The 25,481-nt window shown below is 75.2% G+C and carries 25 protein-coding genes and 1 pseudogene; 13 read left to right on the forward strand and 13 right to left on the reverse strand.

Features of this window, described 5'->3' with window-relative positions:
• Positions 1 to 18: 18 nt before the first annotated feature.
• Positions 19 to 1,170, reverse strand: a complete 1,152-nt coding sequence (locus tag K353_RS03655) for an RNA polymerase sigma factor (RefSeq protein WP_111552181.1) — start codon at positions 1,168 to 1,170, stop codon at positions 19 to 21.
• A 74-nt stretch (positions 1,171 to 1,244) separates the two neighbouring features.
• Complete coding sequence (locus tag K353_RS03660) at positions 1,245 to 1,652, reverse strand: YciI family protein (protein ID WP_111552085.1); 408 nt, start codon at positions 1,650 to 1,652, stop codon at positions 1,245 to 1,247.
• Between the two features lie 239 nt (positions 1,653 to 1,891).
• Between K353_RS03660 and K353_RS03665 the strand changes: the two are divergent.
• Positions 1,892 to 2,095 (forward strand): annotated as a pseudogene (locus tag K353_RS03665) (MarR family transcriptional regulator); the annotation flags it as partial.
• A gap of 55 nt (positions 2,096 to 2,150) precedes the next feature.
• On the opposite strand, the gene K353_RS03670 reads toward K353_RS03665, so the two are convergent.
• Positions 2,151 to 3,371, reverse strand: coding sequence for an alanine racemase (locus tag K353_RS03670; RefSeq protein WP_111552086.1), 1,221 nt, complete (start codon positions 3,369 to 3,371; stop codon positions 2,151 to 2,153).
• A gap of 49 nt (positions 3,372 to 3,420) precedes the next feature.
• Positions 3,421 to 4,215: a serine hydrolase gene (locus K353_RS03675; RefSeq protein ID WP_233533336.1), complete on the reverse strand. Its 795-nt coding sequence runs from the start codon at positions 4,213 to 4,215 to the stop codon at positions 3,421 to 3,423.
• 168 nt (positions 4,216 to 4,383) lie between these two features.
• Here K353_RS03675 and K353_RS03680 point away from each other — a divergent pair, with 168 nt between their 5' ends.
• Both K353_RS03680 and K353_RS03685 read left to right on the forward strand, forming a co-directional pair.
• On the forward strand, positions 4,384 to 5,136 hold the full coding sequence (locus tag K353_RS03680; protein ID WP_111552087.1) for an SseB family protein: 753 nt from the start codon (positions 4,384 to 4,386) through the stop codon (positions 5,134 to 5,136).
• Between the two features lie 122 nt (positions 5,137 to 5,258).
• Positions 5,259 to 5,612, forward strand: coding sequence for a beta/gamma crystallin domain-containing protein (locus K353_RS03685; protein WP_111552088.1), 354 nt, complete (start codon positions 5,259 to 5,261; stop codon positions 5,610 to 5,612).
• Positions 5,613 to 5,716: 104 nt separating this feature from the next.
• Here K353_RS03685 and K353_RS03690 read toward each other — a convergent pair whose 3' ends face one another.
• The gene (locus K353_RS03690) at positions 5,717 to 8,851 is read right to left on the reverse strand and encodes a phosphocholine-specific phospholipase C (protein ID WP_158585322.1); all 3,135 of its coding nucleotides are present in this window, start codon (positions 8,849 to 8,851) and stop codon (positions 5,717 to 5,719) included.
• Positions 8,852 to 9,081: 230 nt separating this feature from the next.
• On the opposite strand from K353_RS03690, the gene K353_RS03695 reads away from it, so the two are divergent.
• A complete protein-coding gene (locus K353_RS03695; protein WP_111552090.1) occupies positions 9,082 to 9,786 on the forward strand; it encodes a GNAT family N-acetyltransferase in 705 nt (234 codons plus the stop codon).
• 105 nt (positions 9,787 to 9,891) lie between these two features.
• Here K353_RS03695 and K353_RS03700 read toward each other — a convergent pair whose 3' ends face one another.
• Together K353_RS03700 and K353_RS03705 are read right to left on the reverse strand one after the other, a co-directional pair.
• On the reverse strand, positions 9,892 to 10,083 hold the full coding sequence (locus K353_RS03700) for a DUF5999 family protein (RefSeq protein WP_100839244.1): 192 nt from the start codon (positions 10,081 to 10,083) through the stop codon (positions 9,892 to 9,894).
• Between the two features lie 360 nt (positions 10,084 to 10,443).
• Complete coding sequence (locus K353_RS03705; protein ID WP_111552091.1) at positions 10,444 to 11,133, reverse strand: hypothetical protein; 690 nt, start codon at positions 11,131 to 11,133, stop codon at positions 10,444 to 10,446.
• A 369-nt stretch (positions 11,134 to 11,502) separates the two neighbouring features.
• Here K353_RS03705 and K353_RS03710 point away from each other — a divergent pair, with 369 nt between their 5' ends.
• The 3 genes from K353_RS03710 to K353_RS03720 all read left to right on the forward strand — a co-directional run bounded on the left by K353_RS03710 (position 11,503) and on the right by K353_RS03720 (position 14,393).
• Positions 11,503 to 13,002, forward strand: a complete 1,500-nt coding sequence (locus tag K353_RS03710) for a glutamate--cysteine ligase (protein ID WP_111552092.1) — start codon at positions 11,503 to 11,505, stop codon at positions 13,000 to 13,002.
• A 151-nt stretch (positions 13,003 to 13,153) separates the two neighbouring features.
• Positions 13,154 to 13,942 carry a CPBP family intramembrane glutamic endopeptidase gene (locus K353_RS03715; RefSeq protein WP_233533337.1) on the forward strand — a complete coding sequence of 263 codons (789 nt, stop codon included), beginning with the start codon at positions 13,154 to 13,156 and terminating at the stop codon, positions 13,940 to 13,942.
• A gap of 118 nt (positions 13,943 to 14,060) precedes the next feature.
• Entirely contained in the window at positions 14,061 to 14,393 is a 333-nt protein-coding gene (locus tag K353_RS03720; RefSeq protein ID WP_233533338.1) for a hypothetical protein, read from the forward strand.
• 54 nt (positions 14,394 to 14,447) lie between these two features.
• On the opposite strand, the gene K353_RS03725 is transcribed toward K353_RS03720, so the two are convergent.
• The 5 genes from K353_RS03725 to K353_RS03745 all read right to left on the reverse strand — a co-directional run bounded on the left by K353_RS03725 (position 14,448) and on the right by K353_RS03745 (position 19,465).
• The gene (locus tag K353_RS03725; RefSeq protein WP_111552094.1) at positions 14,448 to 14,966 is read right to left on the reverse strand and encodes an HAD domain-containing protein; all 519 of its coding nucleotides are present in this window, start codon (positions 14,964 to 14,966) and stop codon (positions 14,448 to 14,450) included.
• Positions 14,967 to 15,048: 82 nt separating this feature from the next.
• The gene (locus K353_RS03730; protein ID WP_370447552.1) at positions 15,049 to 16,338 is read right to left on the reverse strand and encodes an MFS transporter; all 1,290 of its coding nucleotides are present in this window, start codon (positions 16,336 to 16,338) and stop codon (positions 15,049 to 15,051) included.
• A 274-nt stretch (positions 16,339 to 16,612) separates the two neighbouring features.
• Complete coding sequence (locus tag K353_RS03735) at positions 16,613 to 17,974, reverse strand: sugar porter family MFS transporter (protein ID WP_233533340.1); 1,362 nt, start codon at positions 17,972 to 17,974, stop codon at positions 16,613 to 16,615.
• 153 nt (positions 17,975 to 18,127) lie between these two features.
• Positions 18,128 to 18,625: an FMN-binding negative transcriptional regulator gene (locus K353_RS03740; RefSeq protein ID WP_233533341.1), complete on the reverse strand. Its 498-nt coding sequence runs from the start codon at positions 18,623 to 18,625 to the stop codon at positions 18,128 to 18,130.
• Positions 18,626 to 18,799: 174 nt separating this feature from the next.
• The gene (locus K353_RS03745) at positions 18,800 to 19,465 is read right to left on the reverse strand and encodes a pyridoxamine 5'-phosphate oxidase family protein (RefSeq protein WP_111552097.1); all 666 of its coding nucleotides are present in this window, start codon (positions 19,463 to 19,465) and stop codon (positions 18,800 to 18,802) included.
• Between the two features lie 34 nt (positions 19,466 to 19,499).
• Here K353_RS03745 and K353_RS03750 point away from each other — a divergent pair, with 34 nt between their 5' ends.
• Both K353_RS03750 and ykgO read left to right on the forward strand, forming a co-directional pair.
• Positions 19,500 to 20,816, forward strand: coding sequence for an aminotransferase class I/II-fold pyridoxal phosphate-dependent enzyme (locus K353_RS03750; RefSeq protein WP_111552098.1), 1,317 nt, complete (start codon positions 19,500 to 19,502; stop codon positions 20,814 to 20,816).
• A 275-nt stretch (positions 20,817 to 21,091) separates the two neighbouring features.
• Positions 21,092 to 21,214, forward strand: coding sequence for a type B 50S ribosomal protein L36 (ykgO, locus tag K353_RS03755; protein ID WP_111552099.1), 123 nt, complete (start codon positions 21,092 to 21,094; stop codon positions 21,212 to 21,214).
• Between the two features lie 81 nt (positions 21,215 to 21,295).
• Here ykgO and K353_RS03760 read toward each other — a convergent pair whose 3' ends face one another.
• A complete protein-coding gene (locus tag K353_RS03760) occupies positions 21,296 to 22,654 on the reverse strand; it encodes an NAD(P)/FAD-dependent oxidoreductase (RefSeq protein WP_111552183.1) in 1,359 nt (452 codons plus the stop codon).
• A 154-nt stretch (positions 22,655 to 22,808) separates the two neighbouring features.
• Here K353_RS03760 and K353_RS03765 point away from each other — a divergent pair, with 154 nt between their 5' ends.
• The 4 genes from K353_RS03765 (at position 22,809) to K353_RS03780 (ending at position 25,475) form a co-directional block, all read left to right on the forward strand.
• Positions 22,809 to 23,567 (forward strand): HipA family kinase, encoded by a 759-nt coding sequence (locus tag K353_RS03765; RefSeq protein WP_111552100.1) that lies wholly within the window; start codon positions 22,809 to 22,811, stop codon positions 23,565 to 23,567.
• Positions 23,564 to 23,968 (forward strand): DUF3037 domain-containing protein, encoded by a 405-nt coding sequence (locus tag K353_RS03770; protein WP_111552101.1) that lies wholly within the window; start codon positions 23,564 to 23,566, stop codon positions 23,966 to 23,968. Before K353_RS03765 ends, K353_RS03770 begins: the two co-directional genes overlap by 4 nt.
• Positions 23,969 to 24,072: 104 nt before the next feature.
• On the forward strand, positions 24,073 to 24,534 hold the full coding sequence (locus K353_RS03775; RefSeq protein ID WP_111552102.1) for a MarR family winged helix-turn-helix transcriptional regulator: 462 nt from the start codon (positions 24,073 to 24,075) through the stop codon (positions 24,532 to 24,534).
• A 29-nt stretch (positions 24,535 to 24,563) separates the two neighbouring features.
• Positions 24,564 to 25,475, forward strand: coding sequence for a DUF2797 domain-containing protein (locus K353_RS03780; protein WP_111552103.1), 912 nt, complete (start codon positions 24,564 to 24,566; stop codon positions 25,473 to 25,475).
• Positions 25,476 to 25,481 lie beyond the last annotated feature (6 nt).

Genomic DNA, 25,481 nt, shown 5'->3' on the forward strand with positions numbered 1-25,481 from the left:
GCCCTACCGTAGGGCGGCTCAACTCCCGTCGCGCAGAAGGGTGTTGAGCCGGGCGGCCTGCCGTATCAGGTGGTCCCGCTCGGCCTGCGTGCCGGCCGCGCGGGCGGCCCGGGCGTACAGCTCGGCGGCGGTCGGCAGGTCGCCGGCCCGCTCGTGCAGGTACGCGCGGGCGGCGGTGTGCCGGGGCAGCGCGTCGTCCAGCGCGGCGAGCGCGGCCAGGCCCGCGCGGGGGCCGTCCGCCTCGCCGACCGCGACGGCCCGGTTCAGCCGCACCACGGGGCTGTCCGTCAGCGCGGCCAGCTCGTCGTACCACTCGACGATCTGCACCCAGTCCGTCTCGGCGGCGGTCGGCGCGTCCGCGTGCAGGGCGGCGATCGCCGCCTGGGCCTGGAACTCGCCGAGCCGGTCGCGGGCCAGCGCCGCTTGGAGGACGGCGACGCCCTCGGCGATCGCGGCGGTGTCCCAGCGGGTGCGGTCCTGCTCGGCCAGCGGCACCAGGCTGCCGTCCGGCGCGGTCCGCCCGGCCCGGCGGGCGTGGTGCAGCAGCATCAGCGCCAGCAGGCCGGACACCTCCGGGTGGTCGATCCGGGCCGCCAGCTGCCTGGTCAGCCGGATCGCCTCCGCGGCCAGGTCGACGTCCCCCGAGTAGCCCTCGTTGAAGACCAGGTAGAGCACCCGCAGCACCGTCGCCACGTCCCCCGGCCGGTCCAGCCGCACGCCCGCGACGGTGCGCTTGGCCCGGGAGATCCGCTGCGCCATGGTGGCCTCCGGCACCAGGTACGCGGCGGCGATCTGCCGGGTGGTGAGGCCGCCGACCGCGCGCAGCGTCAGCGCCACCGCCGAGGACGCGCTCAGCGACGGGTGCGCGCACAGGAAGTACAGCCGCAGCGAGTCGTCGGTGTCCGGGACCGGGCCGGGCCCGGGCTGCTCGTCCATCAGGTCCTCGCGGCGGCGGCGCGCGGTGTCGGCCCGGGCCGCGTCCAGGAAGCGCCGCCACGCGACGGTGACCAGCCAGCCCTTCGGGTCCCGCGGGGGCTCGTCCGGCCAGCGCCGGACGGCCTCCACCAGGGACTCCTGGACGGCGTCCTCGGCCGCCGCGAAGTCGGCCCCGCGGCGGACCAGCACGGCCAGCACCTCGGGGGTGAGGACGCGCAGCAGCGCCTCGTCCATCGGCGGGGCCGGCCGGTCCCACCGGTCCCACCGGTTCGGCCGGTCCGGCGGGTCCGGCGGCGAGGACACCGGGGTCACTCCGTGACGGTCGGCGGCTCGGACATGAACGGGCGCAGCTCCAGCCACTCGTGGATGGGCTCGCCGCCCGCACCCGGCGCCGCCGACAGCTCCGCGGCCAGCTCCAGCGCCCGCTCGTAGCTGTCCACGTCGATCACCATCCACCCGGCGATCAGGTCCTTGGTCTCGGCGAACGGCCCGTCGGTGACCGGCGGCCGGCCCTCGCCGCCGTACTGCACCCACGTCCCCTCGGGCGCGAGCGCCTGGGCGTCCACGAACTCGCCGCTCTGCTCCAGCTTCGCCGCGAAGTCGCGCATGTACTGGATGTGGGCGGTGACCTCCTCGGGCGTCCACCGGTCCATCGGGACGAAGCCCTCGGGGGTCGGCGCGCCGCGGTAGTGCTTCAGCATCAGGTACTTGGCCATCGGTCTCACTCCTAGGTACTGGTGCGGCCCATTGTGGCCGCCTTCACCCCTGGGACGGAGCCGCCGACGGGTTCTCGACACGACCGGCGGAAAAATCTCCGGACGTTTCTCCGGGTGGTCGCCGGGTGGTCGTCCGTCGGCCCGGAACAGCGGGAACGGACGTTTGACCTCAACCGCGCTTGAAGTCCTACCGTCTCCGTACGACTCGTGCGACCACCGCTATGACCACCCGTGCGATCCTGGTGGAACGCGGTCGGCTGAGCCGCGACGCCGAGGACCGGCTGTGGCTCACCCCGGTGGGCGAGCGGGCCCGCGTCGACCTGGCCCGCAACGCGCCCGCGATCCGCGCCGCCCTCCACGCGGGCATCGACGACGCGGACTACGTCACCACGGTGAAGGTGCTCCAGCGGCTGATCCGCAACGCGGGCGGGACGGTCGCCTGACCGGCCGCTGACCGAGCCGCGCGGCGGTTGGCCGCGCGGCGGGGGCCGTCGGAGGTCACAGGAAGGTGTGGCCCTCGCCCCGGTAGGTCGGCACGGTGTCGGTGATCGTGTCACCCTCGATCAGGTGCAACTGCGGGAAGCGCTCGCACAGTTCGCCCGCCTTCGCGTGCCGGAACCAGACCCGGTCGCCGATCAGCAGGTCGTCCGCGGCCGAGCCCAGCAGCGGCGTCTGCACTTCGCCCGCGCCCTCCTGCGGGTCGTAGCGCAGACCGGCCGGCAGGTACGGGACGGGGGAGCGGTCCGCGCCCGCCGGGCCGGACGCCGGGTAGCCGCCGCCCAGCACCGTCACCACGCCCACCCCGGGGCGCCGCACCACCGGCTGCGCGAACAGCGCCGCCGGACGCCCGTGGAAGGCGCGGTAGTTGTCGAACAGCCGGGGCACGAACAGCCCCGAACCGGCCGCCACCTCGGTCACCGCGCGCTCCGCGACCGTCGACTCCACGCTGCCCGTGCCGCCGCCGTTCACGAACTCCAGCTCGGCGACCTCGCGCACCCGTCGGACCACCTCGGCGCGCCGCACCGCCAGCTCCGACCGGGCCTTCGCCTGCATCAGCCGCACCGCCGCCGACCGCAGCGGACGCCCCGGCACCGCGTCCCCGACGCCCGCCACGTGGCCCTCGTACGCCATCAGCCCGACCACCTCGAACCCCCGGCGGCGGCCGACCAGTTCGGCGAACCGGCCGAGCTGCTCGGGCGTCCGCAGCGGCGAGCGCCGCGCGCCCACCCGGAGCCGGCCGCCCAGCAGTTGCAGCGAGGTGTCCAGCTCCAGGCAGACCCGCACCGTCGCCGAGCCCTCCCGGGCCGCGTCGATCAGGTCCAACTGCGCCTCGTCGTCCACCACCACGCTGACCTGCCGCGCCAGCTCCGGGTCCGCGGTCAGCCGTCCGAACCCGGCCCGGTCCGCCGACGGGTACGCCAGCAGCACGTCGGTGAACCCGGACTCCACCAGCCACAGCGTCTCCGCCAGGGTGAAGCTCATCACCCCCGCGAAGCCGTCCGTCCCGAGCACCCGCTCCAGCAGTGCCCGGCACCGCACCGACTTCGACGCCACCCGGATCGGCTTCCCGCCGGCCCGCCGCACCAGGTCCGCCGCGTTCGCGTCGAACGCCGCCAGGTCGACGACGGCCAGTGGCGCGTCGAGGTGCGCCGTCGCCCGGTCGTAGCGGGCCCGGTCGGAGACGGTGCCGCTGGTCGCGGCGGTTTCAACGAGTGCCATGGGCGCAGACTGCCACATCCCCCTACTGGACGGTAGATCCACCGGACCCTCAATCCCCGGTGCCGCGTCCGCCCGGCCCCCGCCCGGCCGTTGCCGCTACCGCCGATGCCGCCACCGCCGTTGCCGATGCCGATGCCTCAGCCTCCAGCGCCGCCGGGGTCACCGAGGTCACCGCCCAGCGCGCCGCCGCCTCCACCGCCGCCACGCCCTCCGCCAGCTCCCGCCAGCCGTCGGAGAGCACCGCCACCAGCGTCCCGGCCCCCACCGCGCCGGTGCTGTTGACCACCCACCGCCCGGTGGCGCTGCGCGGCAGCCAACCGTTCTTCAACCGGACCCCGTCCCCGTGCCCGCCCGCCGCCGACACGCCCCACGCCTGCTCGGCCACCACCCGCCCCATCAGCGCGGCCAGCCACTCCCGCCCGGGCAGCGCCCCCGCTGCCGCCCCCGGCCCCGCCACCCCCGGACCCGCCGCCGCCCCGAAGACCTGCCGCAGCAGCCGCACCCGGTCGCCGGCGCTCGTCCGGGTCAGCCCCCAGTACCCGTCCCGCCCGGCGACGGTCTCCACCAGGCCGAGCGCCCGGTACGCCGCGTCCAGCCCGTCGGCCCCGCCCACCAGCAGGTACAGCTCGCTCGCCGCCGCGTTGTCGCTGCGGACGATCGACAGCTCCGCCAACTCCCGCTGCCCGTCGGTCAGGCGGCCCTCCCCGCCGTGCCGCAGCAGCAGCGCCGCGACCAGGTCGACCTTCACCGTGCTCGCCGTCACGAACAGCCCGCCGCCGCGCACCGCCGCCGCGCCCGTCCCGGGCACCACGGCCGCCACCGCCAACCGCCCACGCCGCTCCACCGGCCACCTCCTCCGCCCGTACCGCCCGCCTGCACTGCCTGCACTGCCTGTACCGCCTGTACCGCCTGCACCAGCCCGGACCGCCCACCTGCCCGCGCGCCCGCCCGCACCGCCGCCGGAGCCGTCTCCGCGATCCGCCCCGAGGTAAACGTGGCATACCCTCACGGGGTGGAGCGCAAGAACATCCCCAACCCCGGGTTCGCCGAGGACGACGGCACCGCCGACCCCGCCCTCGCCGCGGCCCTCGCCGCCTGGCAGCAGGACCCGGCCACCGAGCCCGACCTGCTCGCCGCCCTCACCCCGAGCCGGTTGATGGTGCCCATCGTGGCACTGCTCGGCGAGGTCGAGGTGGGCGCCGACGGGCACCGGCACGAGAAGACCAGCGACATGGCCGTCCCCGTCGTGGAGGCCCCCGACGGCCGCCGCGCCCTGCCCGCCTTCACCTCGCTGGCCACCATGGCCGCCTGGCGCCCGGACGCCCGCCCGGCCCCGACGGTCGCCCCGCAGGCCGCGATGGTGGCCTTCGCCGAGCGCGCCGACACCCTGCTGATCGACCCGGCGGGCCCGGTCACCTACCAGCTGTCCGGCGCCCGCCTGCGCGCCGTCGCGGAGAACCGCCGCCACCTCCCGCCGCACCGCGACCCCGAGGTGCAGCAGGCCCTGCGCACCCTGCTCGCGGCCGAACCCGCCGTCACCGCCGCCCACCTCGCCCCGGCCGCCGACGCCGACGCCACCCTGGCGCTGGTCCTGGCCGACCCGGCCGCCGACCCCGCCGCCGTCCAGGCCCTCGCCGCCCGCCTCGGCCCGGCGCTGGCCGCCGACCCGGCCCTCCGCCTCCGCCTCGACCGGGGCCTCCAGCTGGCCTTCCTGGCCCGCCGCCCGGACCGGCCGCCGTTCTACGTTGCGAACACGAACGAGTGAAGTGGGACAACCGAAGTTCGTGTCCGGAGTGGTGCGTCCGGGGGCATGCCGCCGCTCGGTACGTTGAGGTCTCCCGGGCCCGCTGACGACCCGTCAGCGGGCCCCGTACCGGAGGAGACCCCGTGTTCTCTAGGACCAAGCGGACCGCCTTCTCGGCGGCCCTGGCGTTCGCCGCCGCCACCGCCCTCACCGTCGTCGTACCGAGCGGCGAGGCCTACGCCATCAACCACATCGAGTGCAAGGGCGGCGAGAACTACCTCAAGATCTGGTCCCACCTCGACGGCAAGCAGAGCGTCGACTGCTACGCCAACGCCGGCCGGACGGACTTCGGCAACTGGTGGGTCGACCGGATCTCCACCGGCAACAACGACCTCATCTACTACGACGCCAACGGCGACTCGGTGAAGATCACGCGCTGGCACGACATCACCTTCCCCAACCACCCGCCCCGGGTGAAGTCCATCCAGATCCTCTGACCCCGCCCGCCCCGCCCCGTCCCGCCCCGCCCCGCCCCGCCCCGCCGCCCATCGTGGCGGCGGGGCGGGACGGCGTCCGGGGGGCGGGACGGCGTCCGACGGCGTCAGCCGGTGATCGGGCGGACGTCCAGGCGGACGTGGTCCACCGCCCAGTACCAGTTGTTGCCCGCGTCGTACATCCGGAACCTCAGGGTGACCGTCCGGGCCCCGGCGGGGACGGCGAACCGGCGGGTGACGGAGGCGTTCTCGGCGTCCTGGCCGGCATTGTCGTTGCCGGTGGCGTCGCTGCTGTAGAAGAGCAGCCGGGCCTCCTCGCCGGTGTCGAACACCGCCGTCACGGACGCCTTCTGCGGGGCCTCCTGGCGGTAGTGCGAGTCGAAGGCGAGGTATAGCGAGTCGGTGCCGGCCGGGACGGGGACGGCGGGGGAGACCAGGGTGGAGTCGAACCTGCCCCGGGCCGAGGGGGAGCCGTTGTCGTCCCAGTCGTCGGGGTCGGCGACGGCGAGCACGCCCAGGCCGCGGGTGAAGTTGCCGCGGTCCTGCCCGGCGGGGGCGGACCACGCGCGCTTGGTGTGGAAGGTCCAGCCCTGGAGGCGGACGGTGCCCTGCGGCATGCCGGGCGCGTTGACCACCGACCAGCCGGCGGGGGCCTGGGCCGTCCAGCCGAGCACGCCGGAGACCGGGACGAGGGCGGGGGCCAGCGACTCGAAGTCCTCGCCGAGCAGGTACCCGGCCATCGACGGGGCGGTGCGGGCCGCCACCTCGCCGTCGGCGACGGCGTACCGGTCGGCGGCCGTGCCGCGCGCGGTGACCAGCAGCCGGGAGGCGGCGGCGGGCGCCGCGGGCACCCGGACCTCCCACTCGGCGTCGGCGCTCGCGCCCGCGGCCAGTGCGGCGGGCGGCGCGGTGACCACGGTCGGGGCCGGCCACCCGGCGGGCAGCAGCGGGGCGAGTTCCAGGGCGGTCAGGTCGGCGGTCGCGGTGAGCCGGGCCTTGAGCCGGGCGGGTCGGCCCGGCAGCAGGACCGCCTCGTCGACGGTCGCGGACGCGGAGCCCAGCGCGACGTCGAGCAGCAGCGGGTCGGCCAGGCCCATCGCCGGGTCGGTGGACCCGACGGCCTGGTGCGGCAGCCGTCCGGCGCGCCGGAACCGGTAGCGGGCGTCGTCCCGGGCGGTGACCACGACGTCGTACCAACCCTCCTTGCCCACCGGCAGGTTGACCACCGCGGACTCGCCCGAGCCGAGCCGCACCTCGCGCTGCCCGCCGCCGTACGCCAGGTCGCCGATGGTCATCACCCGGCTCACCGGCGTCCGGTTGGCGACCTCCACGGCCAGCTGCCACCCGCCGCCGCCGTCCTCGGAGACCGAGGTCTCGTACGAGCCCGCCGCGTCGCCGCGCAGGTGCCACAGCGCGCCGTTCGGGCCGTGCAGGCGCAGGTCGTAGCCGTCGGGGCCGAGCTGCCAGGTGTCGGAGAGCTTGCCCTTGACGCCCACCGTGTAGTGCCGCGGCGCGCTGCCGGGCTCGGGGTAGGCGGCGATCACGGCGCCCTGCCGGCCGGGGTTGGCCAGGTCCAGGGTGAGCACGCCCTTGCGGACCCGGGCCTTGACCTGGAGGTGGTACGGGACGGGCCGGGCGGTGCGGGTGCCGCGCTGCTGCTGCGGGGCGCGCTGCGGCGCGGGGACGGTCGGGGCGGGCAGCTTGCCGGTGTCGGTGACCTTCTGCCGGTTGCCGGAGGTGTCGGGCAGCTCGGGCCAGGCCGGGTCCTGCCCGGAGAAGTCGAAGACGTCGGTGAGGTCGCCGGTGACGGCCCGCCGCCAGGGCGAGATGTTCGGCTCGGCGACGCCGAAGCGCCGCTCCAGCAGCCGGATCACCGAGGTGTGGTCGTACACCGTGGAGTCGACCGCGCCGCCGCGGGTCCACGGCGAGACCACCACCATCGGCACCCGCACGCCCAGGCCCATCGGGTACGGCCCGGACACCAGGGTCTCCCCGGCGGGCAGCGTCGCCGACCAGCCCGGTGAGCCGTCCGCGTTCCGCACCCGGTAGCGGCCGTCCTGCCCGACCACCCGGTGGTACGTCGAGCCGCCCTTGCCGACCCGCACCACCACCTCGCCGTCCACCGGGACGGTCGACGCGCCGCGCCCGGCGGCCAGCGGCGGGACGGGCGGCAGCTGGTGGTCGAAGAAGCCGCCGTGCTCGTCGTAGTTGAGGATGAACACGGTCTTCGCCCACACCTCCGGGTGGGCGGCCAGCGCCGCCAGCAGCCGGGCGGTGAGGTGCTCGCCGTTCGGCGGCGCGTAGTTGGCGTGCTCGGACAGCGCGGCGGGCGCGACCAGCCAGGACACCTGCGGCAGCCGGTCGTCCCGCACGTCGTTCGCGAACGCCTCGACCAGCGCGTCGCCCATCGCGAACGGGTCGCCCTTCTTCGCCGGGTCGCCGACCGCTCGCAGCCCGCGCTCGTACAGCGCCGAGCCCGGCTCGGCCCGGATGAAGCTGGTGAACCAGGCGAGCGCGTTGTCGTCGAAGTTGTCCAGCGCCTGGTAGGTGCGCCAGCTGACCCCGGCCCGCTCCAGCCGCTCCGCGTAGGTAGTCCACTCGAAGCCCGCGGCGGGCTCGGAGTTGTCGGTCACCGGCGTGTCGCGGACGGTGCCGCCGCTGGTGCCGGTCATCAGGTGCTCGCGGTTGGTGTTGGTGTTGCACTGCACCGAGGCGTAGTACGCGTCGCAGGTGGTGAACACCGAGGCCAGCGCGTGGTAGAAGGGCATGTCGGCCGACTCGTAGTAGCCCTGGCCGAGCCAGCCCGAGGAGCGCCGGGTGACCGAGCCGTCGGCCAGCCCGTCGTTCCAGGCGTTCATCGAGTCGACGTAGCCGAAGGCCGGCGCGCCCTGCTGGTAGGCGCTGGTGTGGGCGGCGTTCATCGGGTACGGCAGCAGGTAGCCCTCGGGCCGGGACGGGTCGGGCTGGTGGAACACCGAGCGGCCGTTGACGCCGCGCACCGCGGCGCGGTCCCCGAAGCCGCGCACGCCGGGCAGGGTGCCGAAGTAGTGGTCGAACGCCCGGTTCTCCTGCATCAGGACGACCACGTGCTGGATGTCCTCCAGCCTGCCGGGTCGGGCGGGGGCGGCCAGCGCCTGACGGACGCTCGGCGGCAGCGCGGACAGCACGGCCGCCGCAGCGGCGCCGCCCAGCAGGGTGCGGCGCGACAGCGCGGGGCTCGGACGCGACGGTTCGGGACTCATCGGGGGCTCCTCGTACACGGTGCCGGGCTCCGTTGCTCCCCGGCCGTGACCATTGGTAGGCGGCCCAGGTGGACCGGACCGGTGCGGCGGATGACGCGCGGATGACACCCGGGGCACAACCTGTACAGACATCTTGGCGAGGGTGCCGCGGATGACCGGATGACCGGCCCGCCCCGTCCGGTGTAAGCTTCGCAGGCCGATATCAACCCTTACCGAATCTGGAGTGCAGCATGTCCGAGGACGCCACCCTCCCCGAACTCGTCCGGGCCTGGGTCAGCGGCTGGACGGTCTCCCGCGGCGCCGCCGACCCCGCCCCCGAGCCCTGGGGCTGGAGCATCGACGTCGGCCAGGCCCGCCACGTGCGGCGCCACGTGCTGCCCGCCCCCGCCGAGGCGGACGTCCGCAAGCTCGGCGAGGCCGCCGCCCCCTGGACGTGGCTCAAGCTGTTCGCCGAGGAGGAGCGGGTCCTGCCCTGGATCGGCCCCGGCTGGCACCAGGACGCCCCCGGCCACCTGATGACCGTTCACCTGCGCCCCGAGCGGCCCGCCGTCCCGGCCGGCTACCGGATCACCACCTGGAGCCGCGGCGGCACCGTCCGCGCCCTGGTCCGCACCGCCGACGGCGCCTTCGCCGCCCGCGGCCAGGTCGGCCTGGCCCCCGCCACCCCGCTCGGCGGCCGGGTCGACGCCCCGCTGCTCGCCGTCGCCGACCAGATCGAGACCGCCCCCGAGCACCGCCGCCGCGGCCTCGGCTCGCTCCTGATGCGCACCCTGCAGAACGAGGCGCACGCGGCCGGCGCGCGCACCGCCGTGCTGGTCGGCACCACTGAGGGCCGCGCCCTCTACACCAGCCTCGGCTGGACGTCGCGCTCCCCGATGACCGGCTTCTGGTACGACCCCGCGACGCCCGCCGACCGCCCGCACGGCGGCTCCTGACGCAACGGTGCCCGTCCGGAGGGGTGCGGACTCCGGACGGGCACCGGGCGGGATTCGCGCGAGAGGGGAGAGCGCGGGGCGGGGAAGCGCGGGGGAGCGGGAGGTTCAGGCGGCGATCAGCAGGCTCCGGCGCGGGGCGATCACCCGGCCGTCCGGCAGCAGCTCGCCGGTGTCGTCGAACAGCAGCACCCCGTTGCAGAGCAGGCTCCAGCCCTGCTCGGGGTGGCGGGCGACCGGAACGGCCGCCTCCCGGTCCGCCGAGTCGGCGGGCGGACACTCGGTTCGGTGCTGGCACATCCTTGTACCTCGCTTCGCTGAAAATCTGGGCCGGTTCAGGTGTGAACCGGCGTCAGCCGGGTAGGACGATGGGTCCGCGACCCGACCGACACCAGTGTCCGGCTCCGCGGGCGCTCGCGCAGCCATTTGGTGACATGCGCCACAGAAGAACCCGCGAGATCACCCGAGCGGGTGGCGGCCGACCCGGTCCACGCACGGACGGGCCATGCCGGCCCGATCCGATCGGATCAGTGCGGCATGGCCCGTCCGGGTGGTGCGGGTCCATTTCCGGGAGTTGTCAACCGGCCGCCGGGCCCGCCGACCCCGGCGGCGCGGTCCACCCGATCAACGCAATCGATGCGATCGGTGCGATCGGTGCGATCAACCGATCAGCGCGGTCGGCCGGGCCGCGGGTGAGCGCTCCAGCCGGGCCAGCAGCTCGGCGGCGGGCAGCGCCTGGTGCGCGGCCACCCCGAGCGGGGCCGGGGCCAGCGGGATCAGCAGGTCCTCCCCGGGCTGGCCGCCGTGCAGCCACAGCGCCGAGGCGTAGTGCTCGGGCAGCGACAGCAGCCGGGGCTCGTACCGCGCGGGCGTGCCGTGGGTGAGCTGCCAGGCCTGGCTCAGCGCCCGCACGGTGGAGTCGAGGAACGGGCCGGCGCTCAGGTGGGAGAAGACCGGGCCGTCGGCGCCGTCGACCACCTCGGCGGCGGCCACCACCTCCTCCAGCCCGTCCCCGGTGAACTCCCCGACGGCCAGCGGCCCGCGCTCCGTGCGCCGGTCGCCACCGCCGGTGGCTACGGCCGTGCAGCCGCCGTGTCCGCAGGGTGCGGGCGCCGCGTCGTCGGCGGTGCTCGCGCTCAGCAGGAAGCGCCAGCCCGTGCGGTCGGCCCCGGCCAGCCGGGGCGCGGGCCCGTGCAGGGCGTGGACGGGCAGGGCGAGCAGGGGGCGGAGGCGGCCGGCGCCGTGCGGTGGCACGGCGGCCGAGGGTGGCACCGCCGCCTCCGCGGGGGCGAGGGCGGAGAGCGCGGCGCGCAGTGCGCCGACCGGGGGCTGGGGCAGGTGCAGGGTCATGGCTGAGTCGCCTCTCCGTGCGAGATCGGCGTGCCGTTGCGGCATACCGGCACGGCACCGACGTGAGGGAGGTCTGGCCGTGTCCGGTTGTGCGCGGGGCGCCGAGTGGGTGGGCGGGTCGTCGACGAGATCCCTCGGCATCGGGGGTGACTCGGACGGCCTGGACCGGGCCTGAGCGGCGTGCGAATTCCATTCGAACAGGCGCGCAGGGTGACCTTCATATCACGTTCAGTTGCCCGGTTCAAGTCGGGAAATCACTGACGGAACGTCAGGATCACTGTCTCGCGCGGGTGTTCGCATCGTGGGCTATCGATCTTCGACCGGGGCATGATGCTCAGGCACTGTCGACCGAGAGGAGGGAAGGCACCCGTGGGTGAGAAGGTCGTGGCGACCCGGGCGGAGCTGGCCGACCGGCAGCTGTACCGCCGCAAGCTCCAGTCCTGCCTGGACGTGCTGGGGCGGATGCTCAGGGAGGAGCGGTTCGACCGGCCGAAGGCGATGATGGGCCTGGAGATCGAGCTGAACCTGGCCGACGAACGGGGGCTCCCGGTGCTCGGCAACGAGCGGGTGCTGGAGGCGATCTCCTCCCCCGACTTCCAGACCGAGCTGGGCCGGTTCAACATCGAGGTCAACGTGGCCGCGCGCCGCCTGGGCGGCCACGTGTTCGAGGACCTGCGCGAGGAGCTCGACACCGGCCTGCGCTACGCCGACCGCCGGGCCGCCGACGCGGGCGCCCGGATCGTGATGGTCGGCATCCTGCCGACCCTCGGCCTCGAACACGCCGGGCTGGACGCGATGAGCCGCAACAACCGCTACAGCCTGCTCAGCGACCAGATCATGGCCGCCCGCGGCGAGGACATCGCGCTCGACATCGACGGGGTGGAGCGCCTGGCCGTCGACTCGGTGTCGATGGTCGCCGAGGCCGCCGCCACCTCGCTGCAGCTCCACCTCCAGGTCACCCCCGCCCGGTTCGCCTCGGTGTGGAACGCGGCCCAGGCGATCTGCGGCGCGCAGCTCGCGCTCGGCGCCAACTCCCCGTTCCTGTTCGGCCGCGAGCTGTGGCGCGAGACCCGCCCGGTGCTGTTCCAGCAGGCGTGCGACACCCGCTCGGCCGAGCTCAAGGCGCAGGGCGTGCGCCCCATCACCTGGTTCGGGGAGCGCTGGATCGACTCCGCGCTCGACCTGTTCGCCGAGAACCTCCGGTACTTCCCGGCCCTGCTGCCGATCTGCGACGACGAGGACCCGGTCAAGGTGCTGGCCTCCGGCGGCGTCCCCCGGCTCGGCGAGATGCGGCTGCACAACGGCACCGTCTACCGCTGGAACCGCCCCGTGTACGACGTCTCCGACGGCGTCGCCCACCTGCGGGTGGAGAACCGCTGCCTCCCCGCCGGCCCGACCGTCGTCGACACCCTGGCCAACGCCGCCTTCTACTACGGCCTGGTCCGGGCGCTGGCCGAACAGCCCCGCCCGATCTGGACCAGGCTCCCCTTCGAGCGGGCCGACCAGAATTTCCAGAACGGCGCCCGGCACGGCATCGACGCCGTCCAGTGGTGGCCCCGCAGCGGCCGCGGCGCCCGGGGCGGGGTCGAACTCCCGGCCACCGACCTGGTGCTGAACGAACTGCTGCCGCTCGCCCACCAGGGCCTGGACGAGTGGGGCATCGAGCCCCGCGACCGGGACCGCTACCTCGGCATCATCGAGCAGCGCTGCCTGCGCCGCACCAACGGCGCCGCCTGGCAGGCCGCCACCGTCCACCGGCTGCGCGAGCACCACGGCCTCGGCCCGAACGAGGCGATCGCCGCGATGACCCGCCGCTACATCGAGTGCATGCGCACCGGCGAACCGGTGCACACCTGGCCGGTCGCCTGACCCGGGCCCCGGCGGCCCGGCCCCGGCGGCCCGGCCCCGGCCCGGCCGGCCCGCGCGGCGGTGTTTCACGGGAGCCTCATCTTCCTGTGAAAGGATGATCGGCCCGGGGCGGCAGCACGCCCCGGGCCGATCGTCCGCCCCCGGGAGAACCGTGACCACCACCTCGGCCGAGCCCGCCACCACGCCCCAGACCCCCTCGCGCCGGCTGCTCGCCGTCGAACTGCTGATCGTCCTCGGCCTCTCCCTCGGCGCCAGCGGCATCAGCTCGCTGATCAGCTTCGCCGGCTCGCTCACCGAACCCGCCGCGCTCGGCAGCCAGGTCGCCACCCTCAACGCCTCCCGCGCCCCCGGCCGCCCCTGGCTCGACCTGGCCTGGCAGCTCTACTACGTCGCCCGCGGCCTGATGCCCGTCGTCCTGGTCGGCTACCTGCTGGTCCGCGAGGGCGCCGCGCTGCGCGTCCTCGGCTTCGACCTGACCCGCAAGCTCTCCGACCTCGGCCGCGGCGCGGTGGTCGCGGCCTGCATCGGCGGTTCCGGCCTGGCCCTCTACCTCGGCGCCCAGGCCGCCGGGTTCAACCTCACCGTCGCCCCCTCCGGCCTGCCCGACGTCTGGTGGCGGATCCCGGTCCTGGTCGCCTCCGCCTGGCAGAACGCCGTCCTGGAGGAGGTCGTGGTGGTCGGCTACCTGCTGCGCCGGCTGCACCAACTCGGCTGGGGCCTGCCCGCGGCGATCGCCGCCAGCTCGGTGCTGCGCGGTTCCTACCACCTCTACCAGGGCGTCGGCGGCCTGGTCGGCAACATGGTGATGGGCGTGGTCTTCTGCCTGCTCTACCGCCGCTGGCAGCGGGTCGGCCCGCTGGTCGCCGCGCACGCCCTGATCGACACCACCGCCTTCGTCGGCTACGCCCTGCTGGCCGGCCACGTCAGCTGGCTGCCCTGACCCGACCGCCCCCCGCCCCCCGCCGCTACGCTCCCTGACCCGATACCTGACGCACCGTCACCGCGCGGCGGTAGGGTGGTGCCGACGAGCACGGCTACGCGGAACGGGGGAGCGGCAGATGGACGGACAATCGAGCCGGCACGGCGATCGGGTGAGCCGGGTGGCGGACGCCCTGCACAAGCTCACCGGCCGCCCGCCGGTGGTCGACCGCACCCGCACCGGCGCCACCCGGCTCTCCGTCGGGGTCGGCGAGCACCCCGACCGCACCCAGACCCTGGCCGTGCTGCGCGTCCTCAGCCTCGGCGACCGCTTCGGCCACAGCGACAACGCCCGCTGGGAGCGGGTCTGGGTCGAGATCGCCGATGACACCCCGGCCCCCGACGCCAAGGCCGTCGACGCCAAAGCCGTCGACCGTCCGGCCGCCGACCGTCCGGAACCGCCCCGGGGCTGAACCACGCCGACGTTCTCCGGTGCTCCGGCGTCCGGGTGCTCCGGCGTCCGGGCCTCAGCAGGCCCACGGGTTCGGCCAGGCCCGCGAGGGCGGGCGCCGCAGCAGCCGCTCCACGTGCTCGCGCTGCAAGCCCTGCGCCGGATCGACCGGCAGCAGCAGCCGGTCCGCCCGCAGCACGCTGCGCCGCACCAGCCGCGGCGGGATGCAGTCGTCCACCCAGGCGAACGGGCGGCCCTGCGCGTGCCGCAGGATCGGCGCCCACTTGGCGGCCGAGAACAGCTCCATCAGCGGCACCCGGGGGTCGCCGGGCCGCGGCACGTACCCGCTGAACACCACCACCGGCAGCTCGGGCAGCCCGAGCAGCGGGGCGATGTGCTCGTTGGCCCGCTCCTCCCAGGTGGTGGCCCAGACGAGCTCGTACCGGTCGGCCAGTTCGCGCAGCCAGTCGCCGTGGCGAGGTGACAGCAGGACGGAGTAGCCCAGCAGGGTGTGGGCGTCGAAGTCGTCGTCGGGGGACGGGAACACCGGGTTCAGCACCCCGTCGACGTCCAGGTACAGCAGTGGCTTGCCCATGCGGCGGTCTCCCCGGGGGTCGCGGCCAGTTACCTGGTCGGACGAAGCGCGGCCCCGGGAGGTTGCAAGCTGTCAGCGGCTGTCACCCGGAAGTGACCGGTTCCGGTTCCGGTACGCGGGACGCCGGCCCGGCGACCGCCCGCTCCAACCGCCGCACCTCCGGCACCAGCAGCACCAGCCCGGCCAGCGCCGCGCAGACCAGCGCGCACCCCCACAGCGCCCCGGACAGGCCGAACGCCGCCGCGGCCGGACCGGCCAGCGCACTGCCCAGCGGCAGCAGCGCGAACGAGCCGAACGCGTCGTACGCCGACATCCGGGACAGCAGCTCCTCCGGCACCTCCTGCTGCAACGTCACCATCCAGCCCACGATGAACACCGTGGTGCCCGCCCCCGCCAGGAACATCGCCACCGCCACCGGCACCAGCGGCCACCCCAGCGCCAGCGCCAGCGGCGGCAGCCCGAACAGGAACACCCCGCCGTTGCCCACCAGCAGCAGCCGGCGCGGCTGCCAACGCGTCATCAGCGGGCCCGCCGCCAGCATGCCGACGCTCAGCGCCGCCATCGCCGCGCCCCACGCCCCGGCGCCGCCCATCCGGTCCTCGGCCACCACCGGCCCGTACACCGCCTCCACCGCGAGCACGCAGGCGTTCGTCACCCCGAACTGCACCACGACCGCCCACAGCCACCGCCGGGCGCGGAACTCCCGCCAGCCGACCCGCAGTTCGTGCACCAGCCCGGGACCGGCAGGCCCCCGGTCGGCGGCCACCTGCTCCAGGCCGGCCCGCAGCGCCGCCGCGACGGCGAAGCACGCCGCGTCGCCCGCCAGCACCCAGCCGGGGCCGACCGCCGCGACCAGCACGCCGCCGAACGCCGCACCGGCGATCGACGCGCCGTTCACCGCCATCTTGAACACCGAGAATGCCTTCGCGGCGTGCTCCGCCGGCACCGCCCGCAGGATCACGCCCTCCGCGGCCGGCGCGTAGAACGCCTGCCCGGCCCCGCCCGCCGCCGAGAGCGCCATCAGCGCCCACAGACCCGGCTGCCCCAGCAGCACCAGCGCTGCCAGCACCGCCTGCGAACCGGCGTTGAACACATTCGCCCCGACCATCACCAGATGCCGCGGCAACCGGTCCGCGACCGCCCCGCCCACCAGCAGCAGCACCACCAGCGGCACCGTCCGGGCCGCCGTCACGTACCCCACCTCGGCACTGCCCCACCCGGCCCCGGAGTGCAGCACGGCGAACGCGGTGGCGATCGGCGCCGCGGCGTTGCCGAGCCCGCTCACCACCGCCGCAACGGTCTGAACACGGTAATTGCGGCCCGCCCAGGCCGGATCGAGGAATCCCACCGCCCGAAGATGCCCCCGCCGCACCCCCGCTGTCCAGCACTTTTCCCACCGGCGAAACCCACCCGCGCAACCCCCCGCCCAACCGGAGCCGCACGCCGCGGCCCCGGCCCCGCTGTCCCCGGACGAGGCTGGTCGGTGCGAGGCGGTCGGTGAGCTCGGCGACGTGCCGGGTGAGGCCCCACCACTCCTGGACGACCAGGACGCCGGGGCGGGTGGCGGCGGCCGTCCCCGCCACCCGCCACCCGCCGTCGGTCGTCCGGTCGTCCGGTCGTCCGGTCGGCAGGCCGACCGGTTCCGTTCAGCCCATCTCCTCCAGGGCCTTGCCCTTGGTCTCCTTGATGAAGAAGGCCACGAACGGGATGGAGAGCAGCGCGAAGCAGGCGTAGATGACGTACGTCGCCGACAGGTTCCAGTCGGAGAGGTTGGGGAAGGTGACGGTGATCGCCCAGTTGGCGATCCACTGCGCGGAGGCGGCCACCGACAGGGCCAGCGCCCGGATCCGGTTGGGGAACATCTCGCCGAGCAGCACCCAGACCACCACGCCCCAGGAGAAGGCGAAGCAGAACACGAAGACGTGCGCGGCGACCAGCGCGGTGGTGGCGTACGCGTCGTCCAGGGTCGCGCTGTCGCCGGTGCCGTGCCGGAAGGAGAACGCCCAGGCGGCGACCGCGAGGGCGACGGCCATGCCCGCGGAGCCGGCCAGCGCCAGCGGCTTGCGGCCGATCCGGTCGACCAGCAGCATCGCGACCACGGTGCCGACCACGTTGACGATCGAGGTGGAGAGCGAGATCAGCAGCGAGTTGGACTCGTCGATGCCGACCGACTGCCACAGGAACGACGAGTAGTAGAAGATCACGTTGATGCCGACGAACTGCTGGAACACCGAGGCGCCGATGCCGATCCAGACGATCGGCAGCAGTCCGAACCGCCCGCCCAGCAGGTCCTTCAGGCGGGGCTTGTGCTCGGTGTTGAGCACCCGGCTGATCTCCGCCATCCGGGCGTCCAGGTCGACGCCGGAGCCCTCGACCTCGGCCAGCACCTTGCGGGCCTGCGCCTCCCGGTTGTTGGCGATCAGGTAGCGCGGCGACTCGGGGATGGACAGCGCCATCAGCCCGTAGACGATCGCGGGCACGGCCTCCACGCCGAGCATCCACTGCCAGGCCTGGACGCCCGCCAGGTGGTTGGTGGACTCGCCGTCGGCGGCCTGGTTGAGCCCCCAGTTGGCGAGCTGCGAGACGGTGATGCCGAGCACGATGGCCATCTGCTGGAAGGAGGCCAGCCGGCCCCGGTAGGCGGTCGGCGCGACCTCGGCGATGTAGGTGGGGGCGATCACCGAGGCGATGCCGATGGCGATGCCGCCGAGCACGCGCCACACGCCGAGCACCTCGATGCTGGGCGGGAACATCGAGCCGACGCCGCTGATCGCGAACAGGACGGCGGCCAGCAGCATGGTGCGCACCCGGCCGTAGTGGTCGGCCAGCCAGCCGGCGACCACCGCGCCGACCGCCGAGCCGAGCAGGGCGATGGCGACCACGAACGCGGTCTCGCCGTTGCCGACGCCGAAGTGCTTCTGGATGCCGGTGACCGCACCGTTGATCACCGCGCTGTCGTAGCCGAACAGGAAGCCGCCCATCGCGGCGGCTGCGGAGATGAACACCACATGGCCGAGGTGTTCGTCCCTGGCGGCGGAGTGGGTAGCCAGTGTTCTCTCCCTACATCCCGTTCCGCCCGTTTCAGGCGGAAATATCCGGAGGTAATTCGATCAGCGGCTACCCCGCGGTACGCGTTCGACACGCCCGGAACGGACGATCCGTCAGTCCGACGAACGGTCGGGACCGGCCGTCCGTACCGCCATCCGCCGCAGCAACTGCGCCCGCGCCCCGGCGTCCTGCGGGTTGCCGGTGGCCGCGTGGCGCTCGGCCAGCCGCTCGGCGACCTCGGCCTGGAGCTCGACCGGCTTCTTGTCGTCGTACTTGAACTTCGCCCGCACCCGGCGCACCGTCAGCCGCAGCCCCCGCACGCCGGTCAGCAGCGCCCACTGCGCGCCGCCGGGCCCGACCCGGTCGCCGGGCCGCTCGGGCTGGAAGTGCGCCAGCTGCCGGTTGAGGATCGCGGCCTTGCCCGCCGCGTCCTCCACCAGCTCGGCGGTGCAGGAGAACTGGACGGACGCGTAGTAGCTGGTCGGCGTGTACGGCGCGCCGCGCCAGCGGCCGGGGGCGAAGGCGTAGTCATCGGTGACGGCCAGCGTGACGCGCGGGTCGGCGCGCACCGCGGCGAGCAGCGGGTTGGCGGCGGCCAGGTGCAGCAGCACCTCGCCCGCGTCCGCGTCCAGTAGGCGGGCCCCTCCTGCCCGGCGGCGGGCAAGGAGGGCGTGTCGGGACGAGGACCGGGCCGTCGGGGCCGTTGGCCGCCAGGGTGCCGAAGTCGCGCCCGGCGGCCAGCCACCGGCGCCACTCCCGCTCCGAGCCCCGGTCCCAGCCCCGGATCAGCACGCCGGCTCCCGGAGATACGGCGGGAGTTCGACGTCCGTGTGCGGGGCGGGCAGCGGCGCGCCGTGGACGGGGGCGACCGGCACCACGCCCGCCCAGTACGGCAGGGCGAGGTCCTCGGGCTCGTCGTTGACGCCGCCGGTGCGGGTCTTGGCCGAGACCCGGTCCAGCTCCAGCCGGATCACCGCGGTGGCGGCCAGCTCCTTGGCGTTGGCCGGCCGGCAGTCGGCCGCGCGGCCCGCCACCACCTGCTCGACGATCGCGTCCAGCGCCAGCCGCAGCTCGGCGGGGTCGGTGACCTGGTGGGCGGTGCCGTGCGCGACCACCGAGCGGTAGTTGACGGAGTGGTGGAAGGCCGACTTGGCCAGCACCAGCCCGTCCAGGTGCGTCACCGTCACGCACACCGGCAGGCCCTCCTCGCCCTTGGCCCCGCGCAGCGGGCGGCTGCCGGTCGAGCCGTGCACGTACAGCCGGCGGCCGACCCGGGCGTAGAGCGTGGGCAGCACCACGGGCGCGCCGTCCCGGACGAAGCCGAGGTGGCACAGGTACCCGGCGTCCAGGACCGCGTGCACCGCCTGCTCGTCCCAGGCGGCGCGCTCCTTGGAGCGGGTCGGGGTGGTGAGGCCGTCGCGGGTGTACGACCCGCCGGGGCTGTCCGACATGACAACTCCTCTGCACTAGTGCATAATCTTCTTTGTGCTAGGAGAGTATCGGATCACCGGTCGGCGGGCCAGCGAGATTGCCGCCGACGTCGAACGCGCGGTCGCGGCGGGGGAGTTGGCCCCGGGCGCCGCCCTGCCCCCGCTGCGCGACCTGGCCGTCGAGCTCGGCGTGAACCCCAACACGGTGGCCGCCGCCTACCGCCTGCTGCGCGAGCGCGGCGTCATCGAGACCGCAGGGCGGCGCGGCAGCCGGGTCCGCCCCCGCCCGGTCACCGCCCCCCGGGACCAGGCCCGGCTGCCCGTCCCGCCCGGCGCCCGCGACCTGTCGGCCGGCAACCCCGACCCGGCCCTGCTGCCCCCGCTCGGCCCCGCGCTGGCCGCCGCGGCCGCCGGGCCCGCCGTCCTGTACGGGCAGCCGGTCGCCGAGCCCGGGCTGCTCGCCGGGTTCCGCGCCGAGTTCCGCGCCGACGGCGTCCCCGACGGCGAACTCGCGGTCTGCTCCGGCGCGTTGGACACCATCTCGCGGGTCCTCGCGGCCCACCTGCGCCCCGGCGACACCGTCGCCGTCGAGGATCCGGGCTGGGGCAGCCTGCTCGACCTGCTGCCCGCGCTCGGCCTGCGCCCGGTCCCCGTCCCGGTCGACGACGAGGGCCCGCTGCCCGGCCCCGCCGCCGCCGCCCTCGACCACGGCGCCCGCGCCCTGATCGTCACCAGCCGGGCCCAGAACCCCACCGGCGCCGCCCTCACCCCGGCCCGCGCCGCCGCGCTGCGCGCCGTCCTGGCCGCCCGCCCCGCGACCGTCCTGATCGAGGACGACCACGGCCACGGCATGGTCGACCAGCCCTTCCGGTCCCTGGCCGCCGGGACGGTCGCGCACTGGACGCTGGTGCGCTCCGCCGCCAAGGCGCTCGCCCCCGACCTGCGGGTCGCGGTCTGCACCGGCGACGCCGACACCATCGCCCGGGTCCTGGGCCGCCAGCGCCTGGACGCGGGCTGGGTCAGCCACCTGCTCCAGCGCGCCGTCCTCGCACTGCGCCGCGACCCGCCCGCCCCCGCCCCGGTCTACCGCGCCCGCCGCGACGCCCTGCTCACCGCGCTCGCCGCCCACGGCATCCACGCCCACGGCGCCAGCGGACTCAACGTCTGGGTCCCCGTCCCCGACGAGACCGCCGCCACCGCCGCCCTGCTCCACCGCGGCTGGGTCACCGCCCCCGGCTCCCGCTTCCGCCTCGCCTCCCCGCCCGGCCTCCGGATCACCGTCTCCACCCTCACCCCCGCCGAATCCACCGCCCTCGCCGCCGACCTCGCCGCCGTCCTGGCCGCCCCCGCGGCCGGCTCCCGGCTCACCTGAGCGGACTCGCCCCCGTGCCGGTCCACCTTGAGCGCCTGCGCCCCGCGGACCCCGGCCCCCGCTCGCCGAGGTCCGCACCCCGTACGGCCCGGCCTTCGCGCGCCGGCGCGGCGACCCGGCAGTCCCGCCCGGCCGGATCGAGGCCGCCGTCCCGCGCGGCCGCGCCGAGCCGTACCCGCACCGCCTCCGGTGGCTGTCATGTCCGCGAGGAATAGCGGGCGTCCCGTCCCGGTTGTGCACGACGCACCGACCAGACGACCGGGAAGGACCCCGCCATGCGCGTCCGAAACTCGCTCCGCTCCCTGAAGGCCAAGCCCGGCGCGCAGGTGGTCCGCCGCCGCGGGCGCACCTTCGTGATCAACCGGAGGGATCCGCGCTTCAAGGCCCGCCAGGGCTGAGCACCGCGAAGGCCCCGACCCGGAGGAACCGGGCGGGGCCTTCCGCCGTGCGGCGGGCGCTCAACACTCAGCGCCCGGGGCTCAGCCCTTGGCCAGCAGCGACTGCGCGTGCTCGCGGACCTCGTCGCGGGACAGGTACGCGTCGGTGTACTCGAAGTCGCGCAGCCGGGCGGGCTGGCGGGCCAGGAAGCCGGTGCGGACGAAGTCGTCGCCCGCGGTGGCGTTCAGCAGCCAGTTGGCCGCCGTGCGGTACTTCGCCGCGTTGGTGCGCATCGCCATCACGTGGTAGCCGCGGGCCACCGCCTGCGCGGGCGCGCCGTGCAGCTCGATCCCCAGCGGCTTGGACACCGCGTCCTTGCCGCCCAGGTCGACCACCAGGCCCAGGTCCTTGTGGAAGTACGGCTGCAGCGGCTGGTTGCGCAGCGCCGCCACCAGGTTGTCGGCGACCTTCTTGCCCTGCCGGGCCGAGTGCTGCGCGGTCGGCGGGCACACCGCCCCGTCGCCCTTGGCCAGGTCCGGCACCGCCGCCGCGTCGCCTAGCGCGAAGACGCCCTCGAACTGCGGCACCCGCATCTCCGCCGTCACCGCCAGCCGTCCGCGCACCGTCTCCGCGCCCAGCGTGCCCACCAGCGGGGAGGCGGCCACGCCGGCCGTCCAGATCAGGGTCCGGCACGGCAGGGTCCGCCCGTCGGTGAACTTCACCGTCTCCGGGCCGACCTCGGCGATCGACACGCCCAGCGACACGTCCACGCCCCGCGCGCGCAGGATCTCCATCGCGGTGACGCCCAGCTTGTCGCCCAGCTCGGGCATCAGCCGCGGCGCGATGTCGATCAGGTGCCACTTGATCAGCTGCGGGTCCAGCCGCGGGTAGCGCTTGGCCGCCGCGGTGGTCAGCCGCTGCAGGCAGGCCGCCGTCTCGGTGCCCGCGTACCCGCCGCCGACCACCACGAACTGGAGCCGGGAGGCCCGCTCGTTCTCGTCCATCGACGCGGACGCCAGGTCGAGCTGGGCGATCACGTGGTCGCGGATGTAGGTGGCCTCGGCGAGCGTCTTCATGCCGCGCGCGTAGTCCGGCAGGCCGGGGATGTCGAAGGTCCGGGTGACGCTGCCCGGCGCGAGCACCAGGTAGTCGTACTTCTCCGCGACCACCTCGTCGGTGATCTTGCGGACCACGGCGACCTTCGAGCGCGGATCGATGCCGATCGCCCCGCCCGGCACGATGTGGGTGCGCCGCAGCGAGCGCCGCAGCGAGACCGCCACCGACTGCGGGGTCAGCACCCCGGCCGCGACGTGCGGCAGCAGCGGCAGGTACAGCTGGTACGAGAACGGCGTGACCAGGGAGATCTCCGCCTCGGAGGGGGCGAGCTTGCGCTCCAGGCGGCGCGCGCACTCGAGTCCGGCGAAGCCGCCGCCGACGATCAGGATCCGAGGTCGTTCCATCTTCATCCCCTACTGTGTGCAGGTCCGTGAGTGGCAAGGACGACTGTTGGCCACACTCGCACGGGGTAACGGCGGGTGCATCTCCAACGCCCGCCCGACGCCTGCCCGGCCGCCGCCGAGCCATGCCACCGCCCCGGGCCGCTAGGCTGTCCGGATGCTCTCCGAGGTGACGGCCGTCCGCTACGCGACGCCGCTGCGCGAAGGCGGTTCGATGCCCGGCCTGGTCGAGGCCGACGACCGCCGCCTGTACGTCCTGAAGTGGGTCGGCGCGGCCCAGGGCCGCAAGGCGCTGGTGGCCGAGGTGCTGGCCGGCGAGCTGGGCCGCCGGCTCGGCCTGCCGGTGCCCGAACTGGCCCTGGTGGACCTGGACCCGGTACTGGCCCGCAGCGAGCCCGAGGTGCAGATCCAGGACCAGATGCGGGCCAGCGGCGGCACCAACCTCGGCATGGCGTACGTCCCGGGGGCGCTGAACTTCGACCCGCTCTGCTTCGAGGTGGACGAGGACACCGCCGCCCGGGTGCTCTGGTTCGACGCCCTGATCGGCAACGTCGACCGCTCCTGGCGCAACCCCAACCTGCTGGTCGCGGCCGGCGGGCTGCGGCTGATCGACCACGGCGCCAGCCTGGTCTTCCACCACAGCTGGCCGGGCGCCGAGAAGTGGCGCCGCAGGCCCTACGACGCCTCCGACCACGCGCTGCGGCACGCCGTCGGCCGCCTGCCGCTGGTCGACGCCGACCTCGCCGACCTCGCCGCCGGGGCGCTGCCCGCCGCGGTCGCCGCCGTCCCGGACGTCTGGCTGGCCGACGAGCCCGGCTTCACCGGTCCCGCGGAGGTCCGCGCCGCGTACACCGCACAGCTCACCGCCCGCCTGGCCGGGCCCCGCGACTGGCTCCCGGAGGTGGCGGCCCGATGACCGACCTGCCCGTGCCCGGACACCCGGCCCACGACTACGAGTACGCCCTGATCCGGGCCGTGCCCCGGGTCGAGCGCGGCGAGTGCGTCAACATCGGCGTGCTGCTGTACTGCCGCCACGCCGAGTACCTGGGCGCCCGCACCCACCTCGACCAGGGCCGCCTGCTCGCCCTGGACGCGCTGGCCGACGCGGCCGGCGTGCGGCGCGCGCTGCGCGGCATCGAGGCGGTCTGCGCGGGCGGCGAGGCGGCCGGCCCGGCCGCCCGGGACAGCGCCGGGCAGCGCTTCCGCTGGCTGACCGCCCCGCGCAGCGCCGTGGTCCAGCCCGGCCCGGTGCACACCGGGCTGACCACCGACCCGGACGCGGAACTGCACCACCTGTTCGACCGGCTGGTGCTCTGAGCGGACCCGCCGCGACGGACGTCCACCCGCCGCCCGCCTGCCGCGAACCACTTGCCGGACTCAATACTGGAGCCGCTGAAACGAATGGGCGTACCCTGACCGCCATGGGCAGCACCACAGGCACCGGCACCGCACCCTCCACCACCGAGCTGATGGAACAGATCGCGGCCGTCGGCACCGCCTACTTCCAGGACTACGCCGCCGCCGCGGCCCGCCACGGCCTCAACTCCTCCCAGGCCAAGGCGCTCAAGGCGGTCCTCGAACCCGTCCCGATGCGCGCCCTGGCCGGCCGCCTCGGCTGCGACGCCTCCAACGTCACCGGCATCGTCGACCGCCTCGAAACGCTCGGCTACGCCCGCCGCGAGGCCGCCGCCGCCGACCGCCGGGTCAAGATCGTCACCATCACCGACCAGGGCCGCGAGGTCCTCGACCGGATCCGCGACGACATGACCCGAGCCCGCGCCGCCTTCGACAGCCTCGACCCCGACCAGCGCACCGCCCTCGCCGGGCTCTGCGACCAGGTCCTGCCGCTGCTGCTGCGCCCCTGCACCCCGCCGCCGCAGTGACCGTCGGTGGCGTGCCGTACGCTCACCGCATGCACCAGGCGAACGGATGGACCGCCACCGGGCTGCGCTGGCAGGACGGCGCGCCCCTCCTCACCGCCAGCGAGGGCCGGCAGCGCCACGACCGCCCGCTCACCGACGGCCTGGCCGTCGCCTGGCGGATCTCCGGCCCCCGCCGCTGCACCGGCGCGCACACCGAGCGCGGCCACCGGCCCTGCCCGCACCACGCCACCGTCCAGCCCGAGGGCACCACCAGCCAGTGCCCGAGCTGCCAGAACGCCGACCGCGGCCTCCAGCTCGCCCGGGACCGCATCCTCGACGACGGCCGCGACTACCGCCTCTACCTCGCCTGGTTCGCCCCCGGCCTGCTCAAGGTCGGCCTCACCGCCGAGGAGCGCGGCACCGTCCGCCTGCTCGAACAGGCCGCCCTCGCCTGGACGTTCATCGCCCGCGGCCCGCTGCCCGCCGTCCGCCGGGCCGAACTCGCCCTCGCCCACGCCCGGTTGGCCCGCGAGCGGATTCCCGCCGCCGCCAAGTACCCGGCCTGGTGGCAGCTGCCCGCCCCCGCCGAGCGGCGGGCCGCGCTCACCGCCGCCCGCACCCGCGCCCACCGGCTGCTGGCCGAGCAGGGGCACGAACAGCTGGAACCGCTGCCCGACCACCCCGTCACCGACCAGGTCGAGCTCTTCGGCCTCACCGGCGGCGCCCCCGACCGCTACCAGCAGGTCACCTCGCTCGCCGACGGCGCCCGGCTGGCCGGCCGGCTGCGCCGCCCGATCGGCGGCCACCTCTTTCTCGACCGCCCCGACGGCCTCCCGCTGCTGCTCGACACCCGCCTGCTCACCGGCTGGACGCTGCACGCCGAACCCGACGGCCCCGGCTGCGCGGGGCTGACCCTGCTCACCAGGGCCCGGCCCGAGGCCGAACAGGACGCCCTGTTCTGAGCCCCG

It is taken from the genome of Kitasatospora sp. SolWspMP-SS2h (genome assembly GCF_003259315.1).
GTDB lineage: Bacteria > Actinomycetota > Actinomycetes > Streptomycetales > Streptomycetaceae > Kitasatospora > Kitasatospora fiedleri.